The following is a 23,849-nucleotide window of genomic DNA, read 5'->3' on the forward strand; positions in this document are numbered from 1 at the left end:
CGCGCTGCCCGGCGTGCCGAGGTGTCCGTGCCGTTACACCGACCGATCCGTTCGGCAAGCCCGGTTCCCCGCTGCCCGGGTAGTCATAGGATCTCGGCCTACCTGCGGAGCAGCCTTGAACCACCCTCCGATCACCCTGCCTCGCCTGACCACGCTCGCCCGCGACGCGGTGCCGAAGCTGCTGGAGGCGGTCGTGGCGCCGCTGGTCATCGTGTATGCCAGCGTGTGGCTGCTGGGCACGCAGGGCGCGTTGTTCGCGGGCCTGGCGTGGTTGTTCGGCGGACTGGTCTGGCGGCTGGCGCGGCGGGCCAAGGTCCCGGCCACGATGTGGATGGCGGCGCTGGCGCTGTCGTTCAGGACGGCGGTCTCCTTCTGGACCGGCGACTGGCACTACTGGGCCATCCAGCCGGAGCTCGGCACCATCTGCATCAGCGTGGTCTTCCTGGCCTCGGTCCGGCTGAACAAGCCGCTTGTGCAGAAGCTCACCCTCGACTACGTCCCGCTGCCGTCCGTGGTGCTCAAGCACGCGCGGATGCGCAGGTTCTTCGCCAGGATCACGCTGCTGTGGGGCTTCGTGCTGCTGGCCAACTCAACGGTGAGCATCTGGCTGGCGCTCAACGAGTCCCAGCTCCAGGGGTACATGCTGGTCCGCACCGGCGTGGTCGCGCTGATCAGCGGCTCGGCGATCGCCTTCTCCGTCCTGGCCTTCAAGCGGGTCCTGCGCCGCATGCACGTCGCCCACGCCTGAGCGCTCCGCCAGCACGATCGCGCCGCAGCAGGCCATCACCAGGCCGGTGAGCGTCGCGAACAGCTCCACCAGGTCCGGCACCGGCATGGCCATCGGCCCGGCGAGCGGGCCCGCGCTCAGGGTGACGATCAGGCTGTAGAGTCCCCAGCCGAACATGGAACCGGAGCCCACCCAGGCGATGGCCAGGGCGCGCCCGCCGTACCCCTTGACCATGGCGAGCAGGGCGAGCGCGCCGGCGAGGATGAGCGCGCCCTTCAGTCCGTTCTGCAGGAAGGCGACCGTGCCGGAAGCCGCCACCATCTCCGGGGGCAGGCCGAACGTGCCGCCGAAGGCCCAGAAGAGCTTGATGCCGGCGAGCGGCAGCGACACGGCGAGCGCGCCGTAGGCCATGAGCCGCTGGAGCGGCAGCGTCGCGCTCGGCGCCGGCCGGACCGCGCGGAACGCCCCCGGCCAGCGGTCGCGGGCGTAGAGGGCGAAGGCCGTGCTCAGCCCCACCGCCTGGCCGATGAACCCGCCGTAGACCGCCATGTACACCCACGGCGCGATCGGCCCGTCCGCGGGGAAGATCGACAGGCCCTCGATCAGTACGCCCGCCGGCGCCGTCACCAGGATCACCGAGAGCAGGCCGATGCCGACCCAGATGGGCAGCAGCACGAGCCAGGCGGGCAGCCGCATCCCCCACCGCAGGGTGAACGACAGCGCCAGCACCAGCCCCACGAGGTCCATGCCGAACGTCATGGCGTTCATGGCGACCATGACCGGATTGGCGAGGAAGGCCGGATCGGAGACGCCGACGGGGTTGCCCGCCAGCCAGAGCAGCTTGATCGTGAGGTAGGGGAGCATGGCGGCCATCGCGACGATCGCGGCGGTGACCCGGCCTATACCGGCTCGTTCACTGGTCATGCACCGATCGTGCCGCGGCGGGCCGCCCGGCTCATCCCGCTGTGCGGGGATGCGCCTCCCCCTCGCGGGGGAGCTCCACGGTCAGTTCGTACCCGCCGCCTCGCGGGCCGGCGGTCAGGGTGCCGCCCGCCAGCCGTACGCGCTCGCGCAGGGCCGTCAGGCCGGTGCCGCCGCCGATCGCGGTGGCCCGCCCGCGCGGCGCCCCGTTGGCGACGCTGACCCGCGACTCCTCGACCGTCACCGTCACGGGCGCGCCCGGCGCGTGTTTGGCCGCGTTCGTCAGCCCCTCCTGGACCACGCGGTGCGCCAGCGGCGGCTCGGCCGTCAGCCGCAACGTGATCTCCATGCCCGAGGCGCGCGCCCGCTCGACCAGTTCCGCCACGCTCTCGCCCACCGGGTCGAGCGGCGCGCTCGCACCCTGCTCGCGCAGCAGCCCGATGATCTGGCGCAGCCGCTCGGTCGCGTCCGCCGCGGCCACGCGCAGTTCCCCCGCCGCCTTGACCTGCGCGGGCGTCAGCCCCGGTGACAGTTCGAGCCCCGCCGCGCGCACCGCGATGAGCGCCAGGTCGTGGCCGAGGGAGTCGTGCATGTCGTGGGCGATCCTGGTGCGCTCGCGCATGCGCGCCTGCGACTCGGCCGCCGCCTGCGCCCGCGCGCGCTGGGTGCGCAGCCTGCTCCGCAACCCCCCGATCAGGTACGGCACCGCGTACGTGCCCAGCAGCCCGGTCACCATGGCGATCCACTGCTCGGCCCGCCCGCCTTCGGCCAGTACCAGCACGCATCCGCCCGCCGCGATCCCGGCGAAGGCGGCCACCGCCCACCGGACCCGCTCGACCTGGCGCCCGGCCAGGTAGGCGTACCAGAACAGGCCCAGCGACAGCAGGGTCATCGGGATGACCTTCGTGCTCCCCATCCCCGGCAGCCAGCCGAGGTCGAGCGTGGCGAAGCCCATCTCCAGGTCCCAGGGCGAGGCCAGGGTGACGAGCACGACCGCGGCCACCGGCCAGGCCCGCCCCACGGCGACGGCCGCCGCCAGCACCACGAGGCGCGTGCCCGTCACGGCCGCGAACGGCCCCAGGCCGTCGAGCGGGTCGGGCCCGGACGCGGCGGCGAGCACCGACAGGGCCGCCCAGAGGAGCACGTCGTAGCCGACCTGGCGGCCGGATCGGCGGAGGTGGTTCACGCCCTCGACGGTAGCGGGCGCCGGGCAGCGCCCGGACCTGCCGAACGTGGTGTGAGGACCCCGACGAAGGTAGGGCTAACCCCACCCCCGATTCGGATACCTGCACTCCTGACTCACCGGGAGGACACAGGAAGGATCGATGGTGTCAGCCGGAGGTCGTACCTCGACCCTGACGAAAGTCGGGGGTGGTGCGTACCGAACGTCCGATGCGCCGTGAACTGCGGACTTCTTACCTTCGTGGTGGTGTGACCCCGAGAACGTCTCAGGGGTTTGCCCGTGACCTTAGGGGGTTGTCCCCCGATGCCTCGCGGCTCCTCCCCCGAGATGGTGGATGGGCCCACTGAAGATTCGGAGTGCACGACATGTCTCACGCGATTCTCGACCTGCTGCAACAGGTCATGTCCTCGCCGTGGCTTTATGTCGCGCTGTTCGCCCTCGCGCTGCTCGACGGGTTCTTCCCGATCGTGCCCGCGGAGACCTCGGTGATCACCGCCGGGGTGTTCGCGGTGACCGGGCAGACCAACCTGGTGCTGGTCATCGTGGTGGCCGCCCTGGGCGCCTTCGCCGGCGACCACATCTCCTACCTCATCGGCCGTAAGTTCGGCGGACGGCTCCGCGAACGCAAGGCCCTCGTGTGGGCGCGCAACGCGCTGGCCGAGCGAGGCGGGCTGGTGCTGGTGGTGGCCAGGTACATCCCGGGCGGGCGGACGGCGACGACGCTGACCATGGGCGCGGTGCGCCACCCTCTGCGGTCGTTCACCTTCTTCGACGCGATCGCGACCTCCTCCTGGGCCATCTACTCCGCCCTGATCGGCTACTTCGGCGGCATGGCCTTCGAGAACGACCCGATCAAGGGACTCCTGCTCGGCCTCGGCATCGCATTGTCGATCACCGCGATCGTCGAAGGGGTCCGTTTCATCAGGAAGAAGCGAGCCGCTACTCAGGATTCGGCCGAGCGACTCCCTGTAGACACGTCCGTTTGACCCTTTTTGGCGACTATCCAGGTGAGAGGAGCGTTTCATGACTGTGCTGGCCGCGGCGATCGCCCTGATCGGCTCGCTGTTCTTCGCGCTCGGTGCGGCACTCCAGCAGTTCGAAGCACTCGGCTCCGGCAAGACCCGCCTCCGTACGCTGATCAAGCGGCCGCGGTGGGTCTTCGGCGGGGTCTCCATCGTCGCGGGCGGCGGCCTGCACATCGTCGCGCTGGGTCTCGGCCCGCTGACGATCGTGCAGCCGATGGGCGTGGCCAGCCTGCTGTTCGCGCTGCCGCTCGCGGCGGCGCTGCACGGGCGCAGGCCCTCCCGCGCAGAGCTGGGCTCGGCCGCCGTCGTGGCGATCGGGCTGATCGGCCTGGTACTCCTGGTTCCCCCATCGACCGGCCCCTCGTACCTGAGCCTCCAGGAGGTGGCGACCTTGCTCGCCGTCTCCGGGATCGCCGCGGTGCTGCTCTGGGCCGGTGCCAGGATCGCCTCCCCCGCCGGTCGCGCCGCCCTGCTCGCCACCAGTGCCGGAGTTCTCTACGGTGCCACGGCCACCCTCGTGAGGGTGCTCGCGGACACCTTCGGGGAACAGGGCTGGAACTGGTGGTACCTGCTCGCACTGCCCGTCCCCGCGCTGCTCGCCCTGATGCTCCTGCAGCGCGCCTACGCCGTAGGCCACTTCGGCGTCTCCTTCGCCTCGCTGCAGATCGCCGACCCGCTCACCGCGGTGGCCTTCGGCGCCCTGCTGCTCGGCGAACCTCTGCCCACCGGCGTTGCCCCCATCGCCGCCGCCGCGCTCACCGCGGCCGGAACCGTGGCACTTGCCCGTACCACCCCCTTGGAAAGGTCCGCCTGACATGGCCATGCCCCTGCCGACCCGCACTCCCGAGCTTCACCCCGTCGCCGACCGTCCCCGCCGGATCCTGATCTCCACCGACACGTATCCCCCCGACGTGAACGGCACAGCGGTCTTCACCTACCGCCTGGCCACCGGCCTGGCGGAGCGCGGCAACGAGGTCCACGTGATCTGCCAGTCGGACGAGGGCCCGGCCAAGGCGGACGTGGTCGACGGGGTCATCGTGCACCGGCTGCGCTCGGCGCCGCTGCTGGTCCACCCCACCATGCGGGTGACGGTCCCGACCCGGCTCGACCGGCTCGTCGAGGCCATCGACCCGGACGTTCTGCACTCCCAGGGCCACTTCGTGGTCGGCCGGGCGGCCATCAACGCCGCCCGCCGCCGCGGGGTGCCGGTCGTGGCGACCAACCACTTCATGCCCGACAACCTCTTCCAGTTCGGGCACGTGCCCGCGCGGCTGCGGGCCAAGGCCGGGCAACTGGCCTGGCGTGACTTCCGCCGCATCTTCAACCGCGCCCAGCGGGTCACCACGCCTACGCCGCTGGCCGCCAAGCTGCTGGCCGACCAGGGCTTCGCCGGCGAGGTCGAGCCGGTCTCGTGCGGCATCGACCTGACCCGCTTCCACCCGCACACCGAGCCCAAGCAGTGGGCGCGCAAGATGTTCGGGCTGCCCGACCGCAACACCGTGCTGTTCGTGGGCCGCCTCGACGAGGAGAAGCGGCTCGACGACCTCGTGCGGGCGCTGCCGTACGTGCTGAACGAGACCGACGCGCAACTCGCCTTCGTCGGCCGCGGCAACCAGCGCGAGGTGCTGGAGCAGTTGGCCAAGCGGATCGGGGTGGCCGACCGGGTGTTCATGCTCGGGTTCGTGCCCGACGAGCAGATGCCGCAGGCCTTCGCCGCCGCCGACGCCTTCGCCATGCCGAGCATCGCCGAACTGCAGAGCATCGCGACGCTGGAGGCCATGGCCAGCGGGCTGCCCGTGGTCGTCGCCGACGCGATGGCGCTGCCGCACCTCGTCGACGAGAACGGCTTCCTGTTCCCGCCCCGCGACGTCATCGCGCTCGCCAAGCACCTGACGACGCTGCTCACCGACGACGCGCTGCGCGAGCGCATGGGCAAGGCCAGCCGCGAGCTCGCCCTCACCCACGACCACCAGAACTCCCTTGCCCGGTTCGAGCAGATTTATGATGAGGTGGCGCGATGATCTGGGGTGCCGTCGCCGGTGCGCTGGTCGCTGTGTTCTCGCTGGGCTACGCCCAGCTCGCGCTGCCCGAGCAGCCTCTCCTCAGTGACTACGCGCTGGTCTCCGGCGGGCTGGTGCCGGTCGTGGCCGGCATGCTCGGGCTCGCCGCCACCTGCGTCTTCCTCGCGTACGGCCTGGCGGTCCGCGAGCCCGCGCGCACCGCGGCCACCCGGGTCCTGCTGCTGGCCGGTGCCGCCGGTCTCATGCTCAGCGCCGTCTTCCCCACCGACCCCGCGGGCGTCGCGGTCAAGTCGCTGACCGGGGAGATCCACCGCTGGTCGGCGGCGGTCGTCTTCACCACGCTGCCGGTGGCCGGATGGATGCTGGCCCGCGCCCGCGGCGCGCTGCCCCGCTGGAACGCGGTGCGGGCCCTGGCGGTGACCTCGGCGATCACGCTGGTGGTCTACCTGGCGACGCACCCCGCCTCGTTCCTGTCCCCGCTGATCAACGGCGGCGCCTACTACGGGCTGCTGGAGCGGGCGCTCGTGCTGGCCGAGATCGTGCTCCTGGTCATGATGGCCATCGCCGCCCTCAGGGAACACCGCCACCCGGACACCACCGCCGTCCCCGCACCGGACACCGTCCCGGACGCCGTGCCCGGCAACGTCTCCGACCCCGTGCCGGGCACCGGGCGTACGGAGCACCTGGCCGCCTAGCGCAAATACCCCCTTGACCACGGGGAGGCGCCTGCCTCTCCCCTTGGTCATGGGGGTGTTTGTCCTCCGCGACCCTTCGACGGGCGTCGAAGCGAATCGGACCTAGGCTCGGACCATGCTCATCACCCGATACGCGCAGGCCACGGCCGTACTGGAAGACAGCGGCGTCGTGCCGCCCCCGGTCCCGCAGGACGCCGCGCCCGGCACGCTCGCGTGGCTGCGGGCGCAGGTGTCGCGCTTCGCCTCCGGCCCCGTGCACGCCGAGCGCCGCCGGGCCGTCGTCGAGCTGCTGGCCGCGTACGATCCGGCCGAGCTGCGGGTACGGGCCAGGGCGCTGGCGGGCGTACCGGCCGACGAAGTGGCGGCCAGGAGTTTCGGGGTCGGTCAGGTGGCGGCGGTGGCCGCGGCGGCGAGCGGCTACCTCACCGGGGAGACGAGCCCCGAGGCCGATGCCGCGGTCCGGGAGCTGCTGCCGCTCGGCATCCCGATGATCACCGTGCTGCTGCAGGCGCACGCCTCCACCGCCGCCCTCATCGCGAACGCGCTGGCCCACGAGGACGGCGTCACGCCCGTCGAGGACCTGCTGCACGAGACGCTCCGCCACGACCCGCCACTGAAGCGCACCCGCCGGGTCGGGGTGGAGATCGACCTGGTGGCCGCCAACCGCGACCCCGACGTCTTCCCCGACCCGGACCGCTTCGACCCGTCCCGCGGGCGTACCCCGCACCTCACGTTCGGCCACGGCGTGCGCCCCTGCCCGGCCGCCGGGCACGCCCTGGCCATCGCCGCCGGCTACCTCGAAGGGAAGCGCTCATGACCGCGAACGAATCGGCGGGCCAGGTGTTCGGCCGCCTGCACGTGCCGGGGCGGCCGTTGCTGCTGCCGAACGCCTGGGACTATGGGTCGGCGTCCGCGCTGGCCGCGGAGGGCTACCCGGCGATCGGGACGACGAGCCTGGGTGTCGCGGCGGTGCACGGCAGGCCGGACGCCGCCGGCGCCACGAAGCAGGAGACGATCGCGCTGGCCAAGGCCATGGTCGGGCTCGGCGTGCTGGTGACCGTGGACATCGAGGGCGGGTTCAGCGACGACCCCGCCGAGGTGGCCGCGCTGGTCGCGGAGCTGGGGCGAGCCGGGGTGGCGGGCGTCAACCTGGAGGACGGACGGCCCGACGGCACGCTCAGGGACACCGCGCACCACCAGGAGATCATCGAGGCGGCGCTCGGCCACGGCGTGTTCGTCAACGCCCGTACCGACGCGCACTGGCTCAGGACCGGCGACGACGCCATTGAGCGGGTCAAGGCGTACGAGCGGGCCGACGGCGTCTTCGTCCCCGGCCTGACGGACCCGGCGCGGATCGCGGAGATCGTCAGGAGCACGAGCCGGCCGGTCAACGTGCTCTACGGCCCGCCGATGGAGGCGCTGGCCGAGGCGGGGGTGGCGCGGGTCAGCACGGGTTCGCTGCTGTACCGGGCGTCGTTGCGCGGGATGCTGGCCGTACTGGGAGATGAACGGCGGGCGATGCCGACCTACGAGCAGATCGCCGCGATGCTCCCGCAACCCCGATAATCGAGGCATGCGCTTCCAGATCCTTGGCCCGGCCAAGGTCCAGGCCGAGGACGGGCGGGAGGTCGTGCTCGGTGGCCCGCGGGTGCGGGCGCTGCTCGTCCTCCTCGCGTTGCGGGCCGGGCGCATCGTCCCCGCTGAGCAGCTCGTCGACGACCTGTACGGCACCCGCCCCCCGGAAGGCATCTCCAACGCCCTGCAGTCGCAGGTGTCGCGGCTGCGCAGGGCGCTGGGCAAGGACCTGGTGGAGTTCCATCCGGCCGGCTACCGCCTGGCGGCCGACCCGTCGCAGGTCGACGCGCACCGGTTCGAGAAGCTGGCCGCCGACGGCAGGCAGGCGCTCGGCTCGGGTGACGCCCGCACCGCCGCCGCCGTGCTCCGCGAGGCCCTTGACCTGTGGCACGGCGCTCCGCTGAGCGACGCCCCGCTGGCCGGGGCGGCCGCCGCCCGGCTGGAGGAGTTGCGCCTGGCGGCCGTGGAGGACCGCGTCCAGGCTGATCTGGCGCTCGGCCGCCACCGCGACCTGGTCGCCGAGCTGCGCCAGCTCATCACCGCCCACCCGCTGCGTGAACGGCTGCGCGCCCAGCTCATGCGCGCCCTGTACGGCAGCGGCCGCCAGGCCGAGGCGCTGACCGCCTACGAGGAAGGCCGCCGCATCCTCGACGAGGAGCTCGGTGTGGAGCCCGGCGCCGAGATGACCGCGGCGCACCTGGCGGTCCTGCGCGCCGACCCGGCCCTGGGCGGCGCGCAGGAGGGCGTGACCAGGCTCGGCCTGCGCTCGCAGCTGACCAGCTTCGTCGGCCGGGCCGACGACCTGGAGCGGCTGGGCACCCTGCTCGACTCGGCCAGGCTGGTGACGCTGATCGGCCCCGGCGGCGCGGGCAAGACGCGGCTGGCCACCGAGGCGGCCGAGCGTACGCCCGGCGACGTCTGCTTCGTGGAGCTGGCCCCGGTGGCCGACGCCACCGGCCTGGTGCGCGCGGTGCTGGCGGCGCTGGGCATCAGGGACGCGCCGGTCGCCGGGCCCGGCCGCCCCGCCCCCGCGCCCCGCGAGCGGCTGGTGGCGGCGCTGGCCGACAGGAAGCTGCTGCTCGTCCTGGACAACTGCGAGCACCTGGTGGCCGCCGCGGCGGAGCTGGCCGACGAGCTGCTGGCCGTCTGCCCCGCCCTGCGGGTGCTGGCCACGAGCCGGGAGGCGCTGGCCATCACCGGCGAGTCGCTCGTGCCCGTGCCGCCGCTGCGCCTGCCGCCGCCCGGAGTGCCCGACCCGCTGGACTATCCGGCGGTGCGGTTGTTCGCCGACCGGGCGGCGGCCGTACGGCAGGACTTCGCCGTGGAGGGCGCGGACCTGGAGCTGATCGTGGGGATCTGCCGGGCGCTCGACGGCCTGCCGCTGGCCATCGAGCTGGCCGCGGCCCGGCTGCGTACGCTGACGCTGGCCGACGTGGCGGAACGGCTCGGCGACCGCTTCCGGCTGCTGACCCGCGGCAGCCGTACCGCGTTGCCCAGGCACCAGACGCTGCGCGCGGTCGTCGACTGGAGCTGGGACCTGCTCGACGCCGGCGAGCAGCGGCTGGCGCGCAGGCTGACGGTGTTCGTGGGCGGCGGCCGGGTGGAGGCGGCGGAGCGGGTGTCAGGCGGCGGGCCCGGCACCGAGGACGTGCTGACCTCGCTGGCGGAGAAGTCGCTGGTCGAGCTGGTCGACGGCCGCTTCCGCATGCTGGAGACGATCCGCGCGTACGGCGCCGAGCGGCTGGCCGAGGCGGGCGAGCTGGACGCCACGCTGGCCGCGCACGCCGCCTACTGCCTGGAGCTGGCGACCGAGGCCGACGCCCGGCTGCGTACCCGCGATCAGTTGCCGTGGCTGGCGCGCCTGGACGAGGAGAGCGACGACCTGCACGCGGCGATCCGCTGGGTGGGCGAGACGGGACAGATCGAGCTGGCGCTGCGGCTGATCTCCCGGATGTCCTGCTACTGGTGGATGCGCGGGCACCGGGTGGTCAGCGCGCAGCTCGCCAACCTGGTGCTCGACACGATGGGCGAGCGGCCGCCCGAGGGTCTTGAGGAGGAGTACGCGGCGTGTGTGCTGACCGCCTCGGCCGACGGCCGCGCCTCCGCGGACCTGGCGCGCCGCCGTGAGCTGCTCGCGGCCGGGTTGTACGAGTACCGGCTGCCGTTCCGGGTCGAGTTCCTGACCATGCTGATGCCGCTGTTCACCGGACCGCCGGCGGGCTACCGGCCGGCGGACGTGGCGCCGCCGCCCGGGATGCTGCTCTCGCCGTGGACGCGGGCGCTGACGTCGCTGGGCACCGCCTTCGTCCACCACGCCTACGACCAGCTGGACGAGGCCGCGGAGCGGTTCGAGCAGGCGCTGGCCGACTTCACCGCCATCGGCGAACGCTGGGGCTGCATGCTGGCGCTGGGCGGGCTCCAGGACCTGCGCTTCGAACGCCGCGACTACGCGGGCGCGATCGCGCTGGCCGACCGGGCGATGGCGCTGTCGCAGGAGCTGGGCGCGAGCGCCGACGCCGCCGAGAACCTGTGCCGCCGCACCGACAGCGTCCTGTGCCTCGGCGATCTGGACGAGGCCGAGGCGGGCTACCTGCGCGCCGCCGAGCAGGCCCGCAGGATCGGCGCGCCGGACACGCTGGCGTGGGCGCACTTCGGGCTGGGCGAGGTGGCCGCGAAGCGCGGGCGGGCCGAGGCGGCCCGCGCCTACCTGGAGCAGGCGCTGACCGAGTGCCCGGAAGGCTGGTACGCCGTCGTGGACACGCGGGCCCGCATCCACCTCGCGCTCGGCCGGCTCGACCTGGCCGCCGGCGACACGGACGCGGCGTGGGACCGCTTCGCCACGGCTCTGGGCGAAGCGCAGCGCACGTTCAAGCAACTGTCACGGCCCGCGATCGACGGCCTGGCCGCGACCGCCGAGGCGCGCGGCGACGGCGAGATCGCGAAGCTGCTGCGCACGCTCACGCCGCGCGAGGCGCTGGAGCTCGCGGAGAAACCGTCAGCCACCGGTCAGTGACCGGTCAGCGCCGCCGCCCAGGGTGGGCGGCATGCGCAGTAAATGGGCCTGCCTGGCGATCGCCTGCCTCGCCACGCTCCTCCTCTCCCTCGATCTGACCGTCCTGCACCTCGCCCTGCCGAGGCTGGTCGCCGACCTCGGCGCCTCCCCGACGCAGTTGCTGTGGATCGGCGACATGTACGGCTTCGCGCTCGCCGGCCTGCTCATCACCATGGGCAACCTCGGCGACCGGATCGGACGCAAGCGGCTGCTCCTCATCGGCGCCGTGGCGTTCAGCGCCGCCTCCGTCGTCACCGCCTACGCCCCCAGCGCCGAGCTTCTCATCGCGGCCAGGGCGCTGCTCGGTGTCGCGGCGGCCACGATCATGCCGTCCACCCTGTCGATCATCCGCAACGTCTTCACCGAGCCCGGCGAGCGCACCACCGCGATCGGCATCTGGAGCTCGATGAGCGCGGCCGGGTTCGCGATCGGGCCGGTCGTGGGCGGCGTCCTGCTCGACCACTTCTGGTGGGGATCGGTCTTCCTGATCAACCTGCCGATCATGGCCGTCGTGCTCGTCGGCGGCTACCTCGTGCTGCCGGAGTCGCGCAACCCGGACGCGGGCCGGATCGACGTGCTGAGCGTCGTGCTGTCCTTCGCCGGCGTGGTCGCCGTCATCTACGCGGTGAAGGAGGCGGCGCACAACGGTCTCGGCGCCCCCGACGTCCTCGCGGCCGGCGTGCTCGGAGCCGCGGCGCTGGTGGTGTTCGCACGGCGCCAGACGCGGCTGGCCCATCCGCTCATCGACGTGCGGCTGTTCGCCAAGCGCGCCTTCAGCGCCTCCATCGGCACGAACCTGCTGGCCATCTTCACGATGATGGCGATGTCGCTCATGTTCGCCTGGTACCTGCAGCTCGTCATCGGCTGGTCGCCGCTCCAGGCGGGCCTGGCCGGCCTGCCCGGCGGCCTGTCCGGCGCCGTCGGCGGCATGGTCGCCGCGCCGCTCATCCGGGTCATGGGCCGCAACGGCGTGGTCGCGCTCGGACTGGCCATGAACGCCGTGTCCTTCGCCTGGTACGCCACGCTCGGAACCGACCTGAACTACTTCTACCTGCTGGTTCCCATGGTCATCGGCGGCATCGGGATCGGGCTCACGTTCACCGTGAACAACGACAACGTGCTGGCCACCGCGCCCAAGCAGCGCGCCGGGGCCGCGGCGGCCATCTCCGAGACCGCCTTCGAACTCGGCGGCGCGCTCGGCATCGCCGTCCTCGGCACGGTCCTGACCAGCACCTACCGCGCCAACATGACCTATCCGGACCCGGCCGCCCGCGAGTCGATCACCGACGCGATCAACCTGGCGAGCACGTTGCCCGCCGAGCGGGCCGGTGAGCTGATCGGCGCGGCGGAGCGCGCGTTCGTGGCCGGGATGCAGACGACCTCGGTGGTCACCGCCGCCATCCTGGTGGTCGTCGCGGGGCTCGCGCTGGCCGGGCTGCGCGGGGTGCCCAAGGTCATCACCGACGCTGAAGAACCTGCCCACCGGTGACCGCGGGCTCCGGCTGGGGGCGGAGGCTGCGCAGCCGTACCAGGACCAGGAGGGCGGCCAGGCCGGTCATGAGCGGCGGCACCACGAAGGCGAGGGCGGGGCCGGCCTGGTCGACCAGCTGACCGGCCACCGAGGCGCCGGTCGCGATGCCGAGGCCGATGGCGCCGTTGAGCCAGGTGAACGACTCGGTACGCACGTCCGCCGGGACCAGGTCGTCGATGATCGTGTAGCCGGTGATCACCACGGGGGCGATCACCAGGCCGGCGAGGGCGGCGGCGCCGTACGTCATGGGGATGGAGCCCGCGAACGTGAGCGCGGTGGTCGCGACGGCCAGCAGCGCCAGGCCGGCCACCAGCCGGACGCGCGCGGTGACCTTCCAGCGGACGGCGCCGTAGAGCAGCCCGCCCATCACGCTCGCGGCGGAGAACGTCCCGTAGATCGGGCCGGCCAGCGCGGGCTCGCCCAGCGCGGCCGTCAGCGACGTGATGCCGACCTGCAGCGAGCCGAAGACGGAACCCATGGCGAGAAAGGCGAGCGCCAGCGGCGCGACGCCGCGCAGCCGCAGCACCCCGCCGGTGGCCCGCACCCGGACCGGCATCGGCTCGGGCAGCGCGGTCCGCACGCTCGCGAACACGACGGTCCCGGCCACGATCAGCACCAGCGCGCCCAGCAGGGCCACGACCGGCGAGAACCCCGTGGACAGCCCCACCAGCAGGACGGGAGCGAGCGTGAAGGTCAGCTCATCGGTGATCGACTCGACCGCGAAGGCCGTGTTCAGCTTCCCAGAACCACCCAGCCGGTGCGCCCAGCGCGCCCTGACCATGGCCCCGACCTGCGGTACCGACGCTCCCGCCAGCGCGGCGGTGAGCACGAGGAACGGCACCGCCGCCCGCCCGGAAGCCAGCGCGAGCAGCGCCCCGAGCGCCAGCCCGTGAACGGCGATCTGCGGCAGCAGCACCCTGCGCTGGCCGTAGCGGTCGGCGAGCCGGCCGGTCTGCGGCCCCACCAGCGCCTGTGACACCGCGGCGGCCGCGGCGGCGATCCCGGCCGCGCCGTAGGAGCCGGTGGACCACTGCACGAGCAGCAGCACACCCATCTGCAGCATCGCGTACGGCAGGCGGGCCACCAACGCGGGCGCCAGGAACCGCCAGGCGCCAGGGGTGGCCAGCACGTTCAGGTAGGACCTCATCTGGTCTCCGTCCAGGTCATGACGGAGCCTCCCGGGAGCGCACCGTCGTGGTGGGCTTCGACCGGGGTGATACCGACGTGGTTCAGTCGGCCGCCGAGCGGTCTAACAGTGACCTATAACGCCGGATGATCCCCCTTTATTGCCCCTTGACGGGTGCCCTTGAACACACCCATCCCCCGCCACCAACCCCACCTCGCCAACCCGGCTCCACCGAACCTGGAAAGAGACCTGTGTGGGAAGGGGCGCGGGCGAAGGGGGTGCTGGGGGCCGTGCGTGGGCCCGTGGCGGCGGTGTCAGGTGATGGCGGGGACGGAGGGGCAGGTGCGGGTGATGCGGGGCGACAGGGCGTCGAGGCGCCCGCCGATCAGCCGCGCGAGGCCCTCGATGGCCTGGATGCCCCGTCCCTCCCCCGGCTGCAGGTCCGTCTGCACGGCCAGCAACAGGTCACGCCCCGGCCCGTGGATCCGGCCGTAACTGGTGACCGCCCAGGTGTTGTGCACGAAGGGCCGGGGAGTCCACCCGTTCTTCAACGCCACCCGGTCCCCGGGCCGCGCGGCGGCGCTGACCCCCCAAGCCTGATCGGCCTGCACGCGGCTCATCAGCCCGAGGATGTGCGCCCGATGGGCGGCCGACAGTCCCGCGCCCCCCTTGACCAGCAGCCGCAGCAGCCGGATGCGGTCGGCCGGGCTGGTGTTGGTCCCGCCCCAGTACCGGCTGGGCCCCGGGGTGGTCTCGCGCAACCCCATCCGCCGGTAGAAGTTCCCCATCCCGTATCCCGCGCCGACCCGCCACCACAGCGCGTCGGCGGCGTGGTTGTCACTCTCCCGGATCATCCGGGCCGCCAGGTCGCTCTCCGCGGCGCTGAGCCGCCCCCGCCGCAGCATCAGCGCCGTCAGGATGTCCACCTTGCTGCCGCTGGCGGTGATCATGCCGCTCTCGTGCTCTCGGTACGACAGCCGCAGCCCGCTGACCAGCTCGTGCGCGCTGTAGACGATCCGTCCGGGCTGCCGGGTCAGATACCGGTCGAGATCCCGCTGAAGCCGTCCTCGCGCCGCCGCCCCACCCACCGGATCCGGATATTTCAGTACACAGGCGGGGTTGGCCACGTGCACATGCGGCGCGAACGGCGCCACCGCACCCCCGCCACCACACCCCGCCACGCCCGCGACGACCCCACCGATGACAGCCGATCGCCACCCAGCACGCATGCCCGTCCCCCCGGAACACGACCTCGCCCCGGGGGTGGCGATCTTCCCATTACAGGATGATCTCTGCCCACCACCTCAACAGGTCACACGCCCCGATATCCGGGAAAGGGCACCAACCAGCCCTAATATCGGGCGGGGGTTCGTCAGGCGGCGAGGTGTTCGCGGAGGAAGGCCGCCACCTCGGCCACCGCCTGTCCCACGTACGGCTCGCGGTCGTACAGGTCCACGTGCTCCTTGGCATCCAGCCAGACCAGCTTCTTGGGCTCGTCCAGCCGCCGATAGACCTCCTCGGCCCCTTCGGGCGAGCAGAACCGGTCGATCACCCCGTGCACGATCAGCGCCGGTTTCGGGGACAGGAAGTCGGCGCCCATCATGTTGTCCATGGTGATCAGCTCGCGGATGCTCGCCCTGGTCACCTCGTTCTTCCAGGACGCCGCCGCGCCGCGGGAGGTCCCGTAGTAGGCGAACGGCTCGTCGCCCGGCATCGCCGCCTCCCCGTCCGCGGACACTGCGGGCACGTACTCGACCGCGCCACCGAGGTCCTGACGCTCCAGCACGCCGGTGAACCCGTCCAGCGCGCCCTGGTAATCCATGCCGGTCCGCATCGCGTACGGATTGTTGTACGCCCCCGCGACCCCGGCGAAAGCCTTAACCCTGGGATCAAAAGCAGCAAATTTCAGGGCATATCCGCCGCCCAGGCAGATGCCCACCGCCGCGATCCGCTCCGGATCCACCTCCGGCCGCGACCGCAGCAGCGACACCGCCGCCCGCAGGTCGTGCAGCTTGCCCTGCACGTCCTCATGCCGCCGGGGCTCGCCTCCCGACTCCCCCCAGCACCGGTGGTCGAAGGCCAGCGTGACGAACCCCTCGGCGGCCAGCCGTTCGGCGTAAAGCCCGGTCACCTGCTCACGCACGCCGGTGAAGGGGCCGGTCAGCACGACGGCCGGCCGTACCCCGGAGCCTGGGGGGACTCGCAGGTCGCCGGCCAGCACGATCCCGTCGGCGGAGAACTCCACTCTCATGCCCCAAGTCTGGGCGGCCGTGGGCCCGGGTGTCCACGGCCGCGCGCGGGACTCAGGAGTCGAAGCCCAGGCCCATCCTGTCGAGCGTGCGCAACCACAGGTTGCGCTTGCCCTGGTGGAGGTCGGCACGGGCGATCGACCACCGGGTGAACTGGATCACCCCCGACCGGACCGGCTCCGGCGGGAACGGCACCGGCTTCTCCTTGACCATCCGCAACTCGGTCCGCTCGGTACGCTCGCCCGACAGCAGGTCGAGCATGACGTTCGCGCCGAAGCGGGTGGCGCCCACGCCCATGCCGGTGTAGCCGACGGCGTAGGCCAGCCGGCCGCCGTGGGCCTGGCCGAAGAAGGCGGAGAAGCGGCTGCAGGTGTCGATGACGCCGCCCCACCGGTGGGTGAAGCGCAGGCCGGACAGCTGCGGGAAGGTGTCGTAGAAGTGCCCGGCCAGCTTGACGAACGTCTCGTCGCGCTGGTCGTACTCGGGCTTGAGGCGGCCGCCGTTGTAGTACACGGCGTCGTAGCCGCCCCACAGGATGCGGTTGTCGTCGCTCAGCCGGTAGTAGTGGAACTGGTTGGCCGAGTCGCCGACGCCCTGCCGGTTCTCCCAGCCCACCGAGGCGAGCTGGGCGGGTGACATGGGCTCGGTCATGAGCGCATAGTCGTAGACCGGCACGACGAAGTGCTTGAGCCGGCGCAGCAGCGGCGGGAAGACGCCGGTGCCGAGCGCGACCTTGGGCGCGGCGGCGCTGCCGTGCGGGGTGCGCAACGTCATGGTGACGCCGTCGTCGTCGAGTGCCCGGACCGGCGAGCGCTCGTAGATCCTGACGCCGAGCTTGAGGCAGGCCGCGCGCAGCCCGAAGGCCAGCTTGGCCGGGTCGAGCATGGCGCAGCCGCTGCGCTCCCACAGCCCGCCCAGGTAGGTGGGCGAGTCGACCTCGGCCCGCACCTGCTCCCGGTCCAGGGGCACGTAGTCGAGCCCGAGGTCGGAGATCAGGTCCAGGTGCTCGTTGAGGTCGTCGAGCTGCCACGGCTCGGTGGCCACGTGCAGTTCACCGGTGCGTTCGAAGGAGCAGTCGATGTCGTAGCGGCGCAGGGTCGCCTCGATCTCGTCGAGGTTCTCCACGCCCATGTTCTCGAGCCGCTCGATGTCCTCGGGCCAGCGCTCCAGCCCGTTGGCCAGCCCGTGTGTGAGGGTCGCCATGCAGAACCCGCCGTTGCGGCCGGTGGCCGCCCAGCCGATCCTGCGGCCTTCCAGCAGGACGACGTCCTGGGAGGGGTCGCGTTCCTTGGCCATCAGGGCGGTCCACAACCCCGAGAACCCCCCGCCGACGACGACGAGGTCGGCGGTCGTCTGTCCGAAGAGCCGCGGTTGCGGCTCAGGTCTGGCCGGACTGTCCAGCCAGTACGGCTTGCGCTCCGCATCAGCAAGCGCCTTCAGCGGATCCACAAATCCCACTTCCCTACGAAGTTAGTGTGAAATACGAAATTGCGGGATCTTATGAGTGATCACGCACGGGTTCCCCCCGCCGAAATCCGATCTCGCCTCCCTGTTCTTTGTCGTTCTTGTATGCCAAACCCCCCGCCGACCGGCGGGGGGAAGGTCGGATTTCTCAGGTACGGCGCCGCCGAGCCGAGACGAAGTTGGCCACGGCGATCAGCACTCCGACACCAAAGATCAGCGTACCCATGACGTTAACCTGCGGCGGGATGCCGGTCTTCACCGACCCGACGATCCACAGCGGGAACGTGATGGTCGAGCCGTTGACGAAGCTCGTCACCACGTAGTCGTCGACCGACAGCGCGAAGGCCAGCATCGCCCCCGCCGCGACACCCGGCATGATCGCCGGAAGCGTCACCTGCCGGAAGGTACCCCACGGCGTGGCGCCGAGGTCCCTGGCCGCTTCCTCAAGCGAGGGGTCGAGCGTGACCACTCTGGCCCGTACGGTCACCGTCACGAACGACAGCGAGAACAGCACGTGCGCGATGATGATCGTGACGGAGTCGCGCGGCATGTTCGCCGAGACGAACAGCGACAGCAGCGAGGAGCCCATGACCAGCTCCGGCGTCGAGATCGCGACGAAGACCAGGAAGTTGGTGACGCCCTTGCCACGGAACCGGAAGCGGCCGAGCGCGAGGCCCAGCATCGTGCCGATGACCGCGGTCACCACGGTGCTGGCGACCGCGATCACCAGCGAGTTGATCAGCGCGGTGGACAGGTCCGAGATCGAGAAGAGCTCCTGATACCAGCGCAGCGTGAAGCCCTGCCAGCTGGTGTTGGACTTGCTCTTCTTGTCGTTGAACCCGAAGAGGATCATCACGGCGATCGGCGCGGACAGCCAGACGATGATCAGCCAGGTGTAGGCGTGGAGGAGGCGGTCGCCCAGACGGTTCGTTCTCATCGGTTGGCCGCCGCTTCCAGAACGTTCTCCGTGCCCAGCGCCTTGGCGTAGATGAAGATGCCCACCAGCAGCACCGCCATCAGCGTGAACGACAGCGCCGACGCCGACGGGTAGGCCAGGTTCGTCAGGTACTCGGTCTGGATGACGTTGCCGATCATCGTGTTCGAGGTGCCGCCGAGGATCTGGGCGTTGACCGGGTCGGCCGTGGCGGGCACGAACGTCATCAGCACCCCGGCGAACACTCCGGGCAGCGACAGGGGCAGTACCACCCTGCGGAAGGCGGCCAGGCGGGTCGCGTACAGGTCCTGGGCCGCCTCGATCACGCGCGGATCCACGCGCTCCAGAGCGACGTAGATCGGCAGGATCATGAACGGCAGCCAGTTGTACGTCAGCCCCGCCACCACCGAGAAGGTCGTGGCCAGCACGTGGAAACCGGCGGGCAGCAGCCCCCAGCCCTTCAGCGTGCCGAGCAGGATGCCGTCGTCGGCCAGCAGGAAGCCCCACGAGATCGTGCGCAGCACGAACGAGACGAAGAACGGCAGCAGGAGCAGGAACAGGTAGGTGGACTTGCGCGTACCGCCCTTGAAGGCGATGAAGTACGCCACCGGGTAGCCGATCACCAGCATCGCGACGGTGGCCATGGCCCCGTAGGCGAACGAGCGGGCCAGCTGGGTGCTGTAGCGGCTCAGGGCGTCGGTGTAGTTGGAGAAGGCGAAGGTCTGGACGAAGCCGTCGATGTTGTTGCCGGTGGTCGTCGAGACCGAGGCCATCGCCGCCAGCGGCACCACCAGGAAGATCCCTAGCCATAGCCAGCTCGGCAGTGCGAGCAGGTAGGGGGTAAGCCGGCCTTTCATGCCTAGGCCTGGGTGACGGTCTGGAAGATGCGGTTGAACACCTGCTCGGTCTTGGTGGTGAGCTGGGTGTAACCGCGCAGCTTGGAGTAGTCGCCCTCGGTCGGGAAGATCAGCGGGCTGTTGACCAGCGTCTCCAGATCCGTCTTCTCCTTGCCCTGCAGCGTCGCCACCTTCGCCTTGAGGATGTCGTGCGCCGCGGGGACCGGGGTGACGAACTGGATGAACTCCTCCAGCTCGGCGGCGATCTCCGGCTTGTAGAACCAGTCCATCAGCGTGATCGCGTCGATCGGGTTGGCCGCGCCCTTGGGAATGAGCATGTTGTCGGTCCAGATCGTGCCGCCCTCCCCCGGCACCACGAACTTGACCGGCTCACCCGCGAGCTGGCGCTGGAACACATCGCCCGACCAGGCCATCGTCAGCCACACGTCACCCTTGGAGACGGCGTCGATGTAGTCCTGGTCGTAGTACTTGCGCACCAGCCCGGCGTCGCGCTGCTCCTTGAGCTTGGCGCCGGCCTTCTCCCAGTCGGCCTGCGTCGACTTCTCCGGGTCGATGCCCAGCGCGAACATGCCGAAGTTGCCGATCTCCTGGGCGTCGCGCATCATCCCGACGCGGCCCTTGTACTTGGGATCGAACAACGCGTTGATGCTGGTGATGTCGTCCTTGACGTACTTGGTGTTGTAGGCGATCCCCGTGATGCCCGAGGTGTAGGGCACGGTGTAGACGTTGCCCGGATCGTAGGCGCGGTCCTTGTACTTGGCGCCCGCGTTGGCGTTGAAGTTCGGCAGCTTCGACTGGTCCAGCTGGACCACGTAGCCCAGCTCGATCATGTGCTGGAGCTGGATGCCGTTCGTCATGACCACGATGTCGTAGCCGAGCGACTGGCCCGCCCTGAGCACCGGGTCGACCTTGCCGAAGAAGGAGGCGTTCTCGTCGATGACCTCTTTGTACTCGTAAGAGATACCGGTCGCCTTCTTGAACTCCTCCAGCGGCTTCTTGTCCTCGGGCATGTACTCGGGCCAGTTGGCGAAGACGACCTTGCCGGTCTTCTTCTGCTTGGCCCAATAGTCCTGGACCGCGTCCGGCTTGGCCGGGGCCTGCTTCTGACCCTGCACACCGCAGGCGGCCAGCATCAGCCCGGTGGCCGACAGCCCGGCGAGCCGCAACGCCTCACGCCGGGTGCGGGTCTGCGTCATCCCACGCAGAAGGGCGATCTTGTTCACGGGGTCCATGGCCTTCAACTTCCAATCACATATGAGTGCTGCGGCTGCCACGACAGCCAGACCGAGTCACCCCGCTCGGCCGTGGTAGTGGAGTCGTGCGCGTTCTGCTGGAATACCGTGACCTCGGCCCCGTCGGCGAGGGCCACGGCGTAACTGTTGTAGGTACCGAGGTAGACCACTTCGGCGACCGTGCCCGGCACCGCGCTGACCTGGCCGTTCGGCTCAGCGGTGTCGATGGTGATCTTCTCCGGGCGTACGGTGACCGAAACGTCGCCGTCCTGGCCCGGAACCAGGACCCGGCCACCGCCGATGGGCAGCACGCCGGCGGCAGCCGTACCAGCGAGAAGGTTGGATGTGCCGATGAAGCCGGCGACGAACTGCGTCGCCGGGCGCTCATAGATCTCACGCGGGCCGGCGAGCTGCTCCACGAGGCCGTCGTTCATGACGGCGATGCGGTCGCTCATCGTCAGCGCCTCGTTCTGGTCGTGCGTGACGTAGACGAAGGTGATGCCGACCTCGCGCTGGATGCGCTTGAGTTCGATCTGCATGGCCTGGCGCAGCTTCAGGTCGAGGGCGCCGAGCGGTTCGTCGAGCAGGAGCGCGCGCGGGCGGTTGACCAGAGCCCTGGCCAGCGCCACACGCTGCTGCTGGCCGCCGGACATCTCCCGCGGGCGGCGCTTCTCGCGGCCGGTCAGGTCGACGATCTCCAGCATCTCGGTCACCCGCTGCCGGATCTCGGCCTGGGCGACGCCCCTCTGCTTGAGCCCGAAGGCCACGTTGTCCCACACGTTCATGTGCGGGAACAGCGCGTAGGACTGGAAGACCATGTTCACATCGCGCTTGTTGGGCGGGACGTTGGTGACGTCCTTCCCGAGCAGCTTGACCACGCCCTTCGAGGGCTCCTCGAAGCCCGCGATCATGCGCATGGTCGTGGTCTTGCCGCAACCGGAGGGGCCGAGGAGGGAGAAGAACTCCCCCTCGGCGATCTCCAGCGTGACGCCCTTCACAGCCTGGACGACCTCGCCGTGCGACTGGTACTCCTTGACGACGTCATCGAGCTGGATCGCGTGCATCTAGTCTCCGATGTAGTGCATGACGTGCTTGACGCGCGTGTAGTCGTGAAGACCGAAGACCGACAGGTCCTTGCCGTAGCCGGAGTGCTTGAAGCCGCCGTGCGGCATCTCGCTCACGAACGGGATGTGCGTGTTGACCCACACCACGCCGAACTCGAGCCTGTTCGACATCCGCATCGCGCGGCCGTGGTCGGAGGTCCAGACGGAGCCCGACAGGCCGTAGCGCACGTCGTTGGCCTTGGCCAGCGCGTCCGCCTCGTCGGTGAACGTCTGGACCGTGATGACCGGGCCGAAGACCTCGTTCTGCACCATCTCGTCGTCCTGCTTGAGGCCGTCGACGATGGTCGGAGCGAAGAAGTAGCCCTTGTCGCCCACGCGGTGCCCGCCGGTCAGGACCTTGGCGTGCGACGGGGCCCGCTCGATGAAGCCCTGGACCCTGGTGAGCTGGTTCTCGTTGTTCAGCGGGCCGTACAGGGCGTCCTCGTTGGACAGGTCGCCGGTGACCGTACCGGCGGCGGCCGCGGTGAGGGCGGCCACGAACTCGTCGTGCACGCTCTCGTGGACCAGCACGCGGCAGGCGGCGGTGCAGTCCTGGCCGGCGTTGTAGAGCCCGGCGGTGGCGATGGACTCGGCGGCGGTCTTGAGGTCCTTGACGTCCTCGAAGACCACGACCGGGGCCTTGCCGCCCAGCTCCAGGTGGACCCGCTTGAGGTCGTCGGCGGCGGTCTTGGCGACGGCCATGCCCGCGCCGACCGAGCCGGTGATCGCCACCATGGCGGCGGTCGGGTGGCCCACGACCAGCGCGCCGGTCTCGCGGTCGCCGGTGACGACGTTGAAGACTCCGGGCGGCAGGACGCTGCCGATGATCTCGGCGAGTTTGACGGTGGATACGGGCGTCGTGTCCGACGGCTTGAGCACGATGGTGTTTCCGGCGGCCAGCGCCGGGGCGATCTTCCAGACCGCCATCATCATCGGGTAGTTCCAGGGCGTGACCTGGCCGATGACGCCGATCGGCTCGTGCCTGATGACGCTTGTGTGCTCGGCGAGGAACTCACCGGCCGTCGGGCCCTCAAGGGTCCTGGCCGCACCGGCGAAGAACCGGAAGTGGTCGGCCGCGACCGGAGTCTCGTCCTCGGCCATGCGGGCGCGGGGCTTGCCGGTGTTGAGGCACTCAGCCTCGTTGATCTCATCGGCCCTCGCCTCGATCGCCTCGGCGACCTTGAGCAGGAGATTGGCCCGCTCTCCCGGCGTGGTCTGACCCCACGACTCGAACGCGGCAGCCGCGGCGGCGTAGGCGGCATCGACATCCGCTGGACCGGAGATCGGAGCCTGAAGATAGGCTTCGCCGGTGCAGGGATCGATGACATCGGAGAATCGGCCGCTCTTGGCGTCCACGAACTCATTGTTGATGAAGTTCTGCAGACGGCTGGTCAACGTGTGACCTCCTGGTGAACGTGGCTGAGATGCCGCGACTCTGACAGAGTAACCGCATCTAGACAAGGGATTCCGAAGCAAAGGATACCGAATTGCTACGAATTCGCTTGACAGGACAGGGAGAACTGACAGCATGTCGCACCAGGACGGCAAGCTAGCGGGAATGCACCCGTAACGCCGGACTGGTAGGAGGATTCCCCGCGATGACGACCCCGCCCCGCGTACGCCGAAGCAACGACGCCGCTTCCGGGTCGGTCGTGCTCGACGATCTGTCGAAGCAGATCATCGAGCAGCTGCAGAATGACGGGCGGATGCCGTACGCCGCGATCGGCAAGGCGGTGGGGCTTTCCGAGGCCGCGGTCCGCCAGCGCGTGCAGCGACTGCAGGACGCGGGGGTGATGCAGATCGTCGCGGTCACGGACCCGCTGACGCTCGGCTTCCCCCGCCAGGCCATGATCGGTGTCAACTGCGAAGGCGACCTGGAGCTCGTCGCCGACGAGCTTTCGGCGATCGACGAGATCGACTACGTGGTGCTGACGGCGGGCAGTTTCGACGTGATCGTCGAGGTGGTCTGCGAGGGCGACTCCCACCTGCTGGAGATCCTCAGCAAGATCCGCGCCATCCCCGCGGTCCGCGCCACCGAGTCCTTCGTTTACCTGAAGCTCCGAAAGCAGACGTACTCCTGGGGTACCAGGTAAGGGGACATATCGTACACACAGAGTAGCTGACTGAATCCTTACAGTAGCTTTACTCTATGGT

Annotated in this window: 20 protein-coding genes; 10 read left to right on the plus strand and 10 right to left on the minus strand. The window is 70.6% G+C overall.

The window, feature by feature from the left end:
- Positions 1 to 115: 115 nt before the first annotated feature.
- On the plus strand, positions 116 to 748 hold the full coding sequence (locus ACFWY5_RS21350) for a VC0807 family protein (RefSeq protein WP_379627709.1): 633 nt from the start codon (positions 116 to 118) through the stop codon (positions 746 to 748).
- Between the two features lie 934 nt (positions 749 to 1,682).
- Here ACFWY5_RS21350 and ACFWY5_RS21355 read toward each other — a convergent pair.
- The gene (locus tag ACFWY5_RS21355; protein WP_379633800.1) at positions 1,683 to 2,834 is read right to left on the minus strand and encodes a sensor histidine kinase; all 1,152 of its coding nucleotides are present in this window, start codon (positions 2,832 to 2,834) and stop codon (positions 1,683 to 1,685) included.
- Positions 2,835 to 3,196: 362 nt separating this feature from the next.
- On the opposite strand from ACFWY5_RS21355, the gene ACFWY5_RS21360 reads away from it, so the two are divergent.
- The 8 genes from ACFWY5_RS21360 (at position 3,197) to ACFWY5_RS21395 (ending at position 12,688) form a co-directional block, all read left to right on the plus strand.
- On the plus strand, positions 3,197 to 3,817 hold the full coding sequence (locus ACFWY5_RS21360; protein WP_379633802.1) for a DedA family protein: 621 nt from the start codon (positions 3,197 to 3,199) through the stop codon (positions 3,815 to 3,817).
- 37 nt (positions 3,818 to 3,854) lie between these two features.
- Positions 3,855 to 4,670 (plus strand): DMT family transporter, encoded by an 816-nt coding sequence (locus tag ACFWY5_RS21365; protein WP_379627703.1) that lies wholly within the window; start codon positions 3,855 to 3,857, stop codon positions 4,668 to 4,670.
- 1 nt (position 4,671) lies between these two features.
- Entirely contained in the window at positions 4,672 to 5,877 is a 1,206-nt protein-coding gene (locus tag ACFWY5_RS21370) for a glycosyltransferase (RefSeq protein WP_379633804.1), read from the plus strand.
- Complete coding sequence (locus ACFWY5_RS21375; protein ID WP_379627699.1) at positions 5,874 to 6,572, plus strand: DUF998 domain-containing protein; 699 nt, start codon at positions 5,874 to 5,876, stop codon at positions 6,570 to 6,572. Before ACFWY5_RS21370 ends, ACFWY5_RS21375 begins: the two co-directional genes overlap by 4 nt.
- A 115-nt stretch (positions 6,573 to 6,687) precedes the next feature.
- A complete protein-coding gene (locus ACFWY5_RS21380; RefSeq protein WP_379633806.1) occupies positions 6,688 to 7,389 on the plus strand; it encodes a hypothetical protein in 702 nt (233 codons plus the stop codon).
- On the plus strand, positions 7,386 to 8,138 hold the full coding sequence (locus ACFWY5_RS21385) for an isocitrate lyase/phosphoenolpyruvate mutase family protein (RefSeq protein ID WP_379633808.1): 753 nt from the start codon (positions 7,386 to 7,388) through the stop codon (positions 8,136 to 8,138). The genes ACFWY5_RS21380 and ACFWY5_RS21385 overlap by 4 nt, the downstream gene beginning before the upstream one ends.
- A 7-nt stretch (positions 8,139 to 8,145) precedes the next feature.
- Positions 8,146 to 11,160 (plus strand): BTAD domain-containing putative transcriptional regulator, encoded by a 3,015-nt coding sequence (locus ACFWY5_RS21390; RefSeq protein WP_379633810.1) that lies wholly within the window; start codon positions 8,146 to 8,148, stop codon positions 11,158 to 11,160.
- Positions 11,161 to 11,191: 31 nt separating this feature from the next.
- Positions 11,192 to 12,688 carry a DHA2 family efflux MFS transporter permease subunit gene (locus ACFWY5_RS21395; RefSeq protein ID WP_379633812.1) on the plus strand — a complete coding sequence of 499 codons (1,497 nt, stop codon included), beginning with the start codon at positions 11,192 to 11,194 and terminating at the stop codon, positions 12,686 to 12,688.
- Here the strand turns inward: ACFWY5_RS21395 and ACFWY5_RS21400 are convergent.
- The 9 genes from ACFWY5_RS21400 to ACFWY5_RS21440 form a co-directional block, all read right to left on the minus strand.
- A complete protein-coding gene (locus ACFWY5_RS21400) occupies positions 12,657 to 13,877 on the minus strand; it encodes an MFS transporter (protein ID WP_379620453.1) in 1,221 nt (406 codons plus the stop codon). The two genes, ACFWY5_RS21395 and ACFWY5_RS21400, sit on opposite strands and share 32 nt — an antisense overlap.
- 293 nt (positions 13,878 to 14,170) lie before the next feature.
- Complete coding sequence (locus tag ACFWY5_RS21405; RefSeq protein WP_379633814.1) at positions 14,171 to 15,010, minus strand: serine hydrolase; 840 nt, start codon at positions 15,008 to 15,010, stop codon at positions 14,171 to 14,173.
- Positions 15,011 to 15,228: 218 nt separating this feature from the next.
- Positions 15,229 to 16,107, minus strand: coding sequence for an alpha/beta hydrolase (locus ACFWY5_RS21410; protein WP_379620449.1), 879 nt, complete (start codon positions 16,105 to 16,107; stop codon positions 15,229 to 15,231).
- 52 nt (positions 16,108 to 16,159) lie between these two features.
- Entirely contained in the window at positions 16,160 to 17,554 is a 1,395-nt protein-coding gene (locus ACFWY5_RS21415) for an NAD(P)/FAD-dependent oxidoreductase (RefSeq protein ID WP_379620447.1), read from the minus strand.
- Positions 17,555 to 17,717: 163 nt separating this feature from the next.
- Complete coding sequence (locus ACFWY5_RS21420) at positions 17,718 to 18,506, minus strand: ABC transporter permease (protein WP_379633816.1); 789 nt, start codon at positions 18,504 to 18,506, stop codon at positions 17,718 to 17,720.
- Positions 18,503 to 19,360, minus strand: a complete 858-nt coding sequence (locus ACFWY5_RS21425) for an ABC transporter permease (protein ID WP_379620443.1) — start codon at positions 19,358 to 19,360, stop codon at positions 18,503 to 18,505. The genes ACFWY5_RS21420 and ACFWY5_RS21425 overlap by 4 nt, the downstream gene beginning before the upstream one ends.
- A gap of 2 nt (positions 19,361 to 19,362) precedes the next feature.
- Entirely contained in the window at positions 19,363 to 20,592 is a 1,230-nt protein-coding gene (locus ACFWY5_RS21430; protein WP_379620441.1) for a PotD/PotF family extracellular solute-binding protein, read from the minus strand.
- 5 nt (positions 20,593 to 20,597) lie between these two features.
- Positions 20,598 to 21,656: an ABC transporter ATP-binding protein gene (locus tag ACFWY5_RS21435; RefSeq protein WP_379620439.1), complete on the minus strand. Its 1,059-nt coding sequence runs from the start codon at positions 21,654 to 21,656 to the stop codon at positions 20,598 to 20,600.
- Positions 21,657 to 23,090: a gamma-aminobutyraldehyde dehydrogenase gene (locus ACFWY5_RS21440; protein WP_379620437.1), complete on the minus strand. Its 1,434-nt coding sequence runs from the start codon at positions 23,088 to 23,090 to the stop codon at positions 21,657 to 21,659. It abuts the gene before it with no gap.
- A gap of 203 nt (positions 23,091 to 23,293) precedes the next feature.
- On the opposite strand from ACFWY5_RS21440, the gene ACFWY5_RS21445 reads away from it, so the two are divergent.
- Positions 23,294 to 23,788, plus strand: coding sequence for an Lrp/AsnC family transcriptional regulator (locus tag ACFWY5_RS21445; protein ID WP_379620435.1), 495 nt, complete (start codon positions 23,294 to 23,296; stop codon positions 23,786 to 23,788).
- Positions 23,789 to 23,849: the final 61 nt, after the last annotated feature.

It is taken from the genome of Nonomuraea sp. NPDC059007, assembly GCF_042740555.1.
GTDB lineage: Bacteria > Actinomycetota > Actinomycetes > Streptosporangiales > Streptosporangiaceae > Nonomuraea.

Bases quoted from the DNA above. Each gene is read 5' to 3' on its own strand.
- ACFWY5_RS21360 (WP_379633802.1), top strand. From the start codon at position 3,197: ATGTCTCACGCGATTCTCGACCTGCTGCAACAGGTCATGTCCTCGCCG.
- ACFWY5_RS21365 (WP_379627703.1), top strand. From the start codon at position 3,855: ATGACTGTGCTGGCCGCGGCGATCGCCCTGATCGGCTCGCTGTTCTTC.
- ACFWY5_RS21370 (WP_379633804.1), top strand. From the start codon at position 4,672: ATGGCCATGCCCCTGCCGACCCGCACTCCCGAGCTTCACCCCGTCGCC.
- ACFWY5_RS21375 (WP_379627699.1), top strand. From the start codon at position 5,874: ATGATCTGGGGTGCCGTCGCCGGTGCGCTGGTCGCTGTGTTCTCGCTG.
- ACFWY5_RS21380 (WP_379633806.1), top strand. From the start codon at position 6,688: ATGCTCATCACCCGATACGCGCAGGCCACGGCCGTACTGGAAGACAGC.
- ACFWY5_RS21385 (WP_379633808.1), top strand. From the start codon at position 7,386: ATGACCGCGAACGAATCGGCGGGCCAGGTGTTCGGCCGCCTGCACGTG.
- ACFWY5_RS21390 (WP_379633810.1), top strand. From the start codon at position 8,146: ATGCGCTTCCAGATCCTTGGCCCGGCCAAGGTCCAGGCCGAGGACGGG.
- ACFWY5_RS21395 (WP_379633812.1), top strand. From the start codon at position 11,192: ATGCGCAGTAAATGGGCCTGCCTGGCGATCGCCTGCCTCGCCACGCTC.
- ACFWY5_RS21400 (WP_379620453.1), bottom strand. From the start codon at position 13,877: ATGAGGTCCTACCTGAACGTGCTGGCCACCCCTGGCGCCTGGCGGTTC.
- ACFWY5_RS21410 (WP_379620449.1), bottom strand. From the start codon at position 16,107: ATGAGAGTGGAGTTCTCCGCCGACGGGATCGTGCTGGCCGGCGACCTG.
- ACFWY5_RS21420 (WP_379633816.1), bottom strand. From the start codon at position 18,506: ATGAGAACGAACCGTCTGGGCGACCGCCTCCTCCACGCCTACACCTGG.
- ACFWY5_RS21425 (WP_379620443.1), bottom strand. From the start codon at position 19,360: ATGAAAGGCCGGCTTACCCCCTACCTGCTCGCACTGCCGAGCTGGCTA.
- ACFWY5_RS21430 (WP_379620441.1), bottom strand. From the start codon at position 20,592: ATGGACCCCGTGAACAAGATCGCCCTTCTGCGTGGGATGACGCAGACC.
- ACFWY5_RS21435 (WP_379620439.1), bottom strand. From the start codon at position 21,656: ATGCACGCGATCCAGCTCGATGACGTCGTCAAGGAGTACCAGTCGCAC.
- ACFWY5_RS21445 (WP_379620435.1), top strand. From the start codon at position 23,294: ATGACGACCCCGCCCCGCGTACGCCGAAGCAACGACGCCGCTTCCGGG.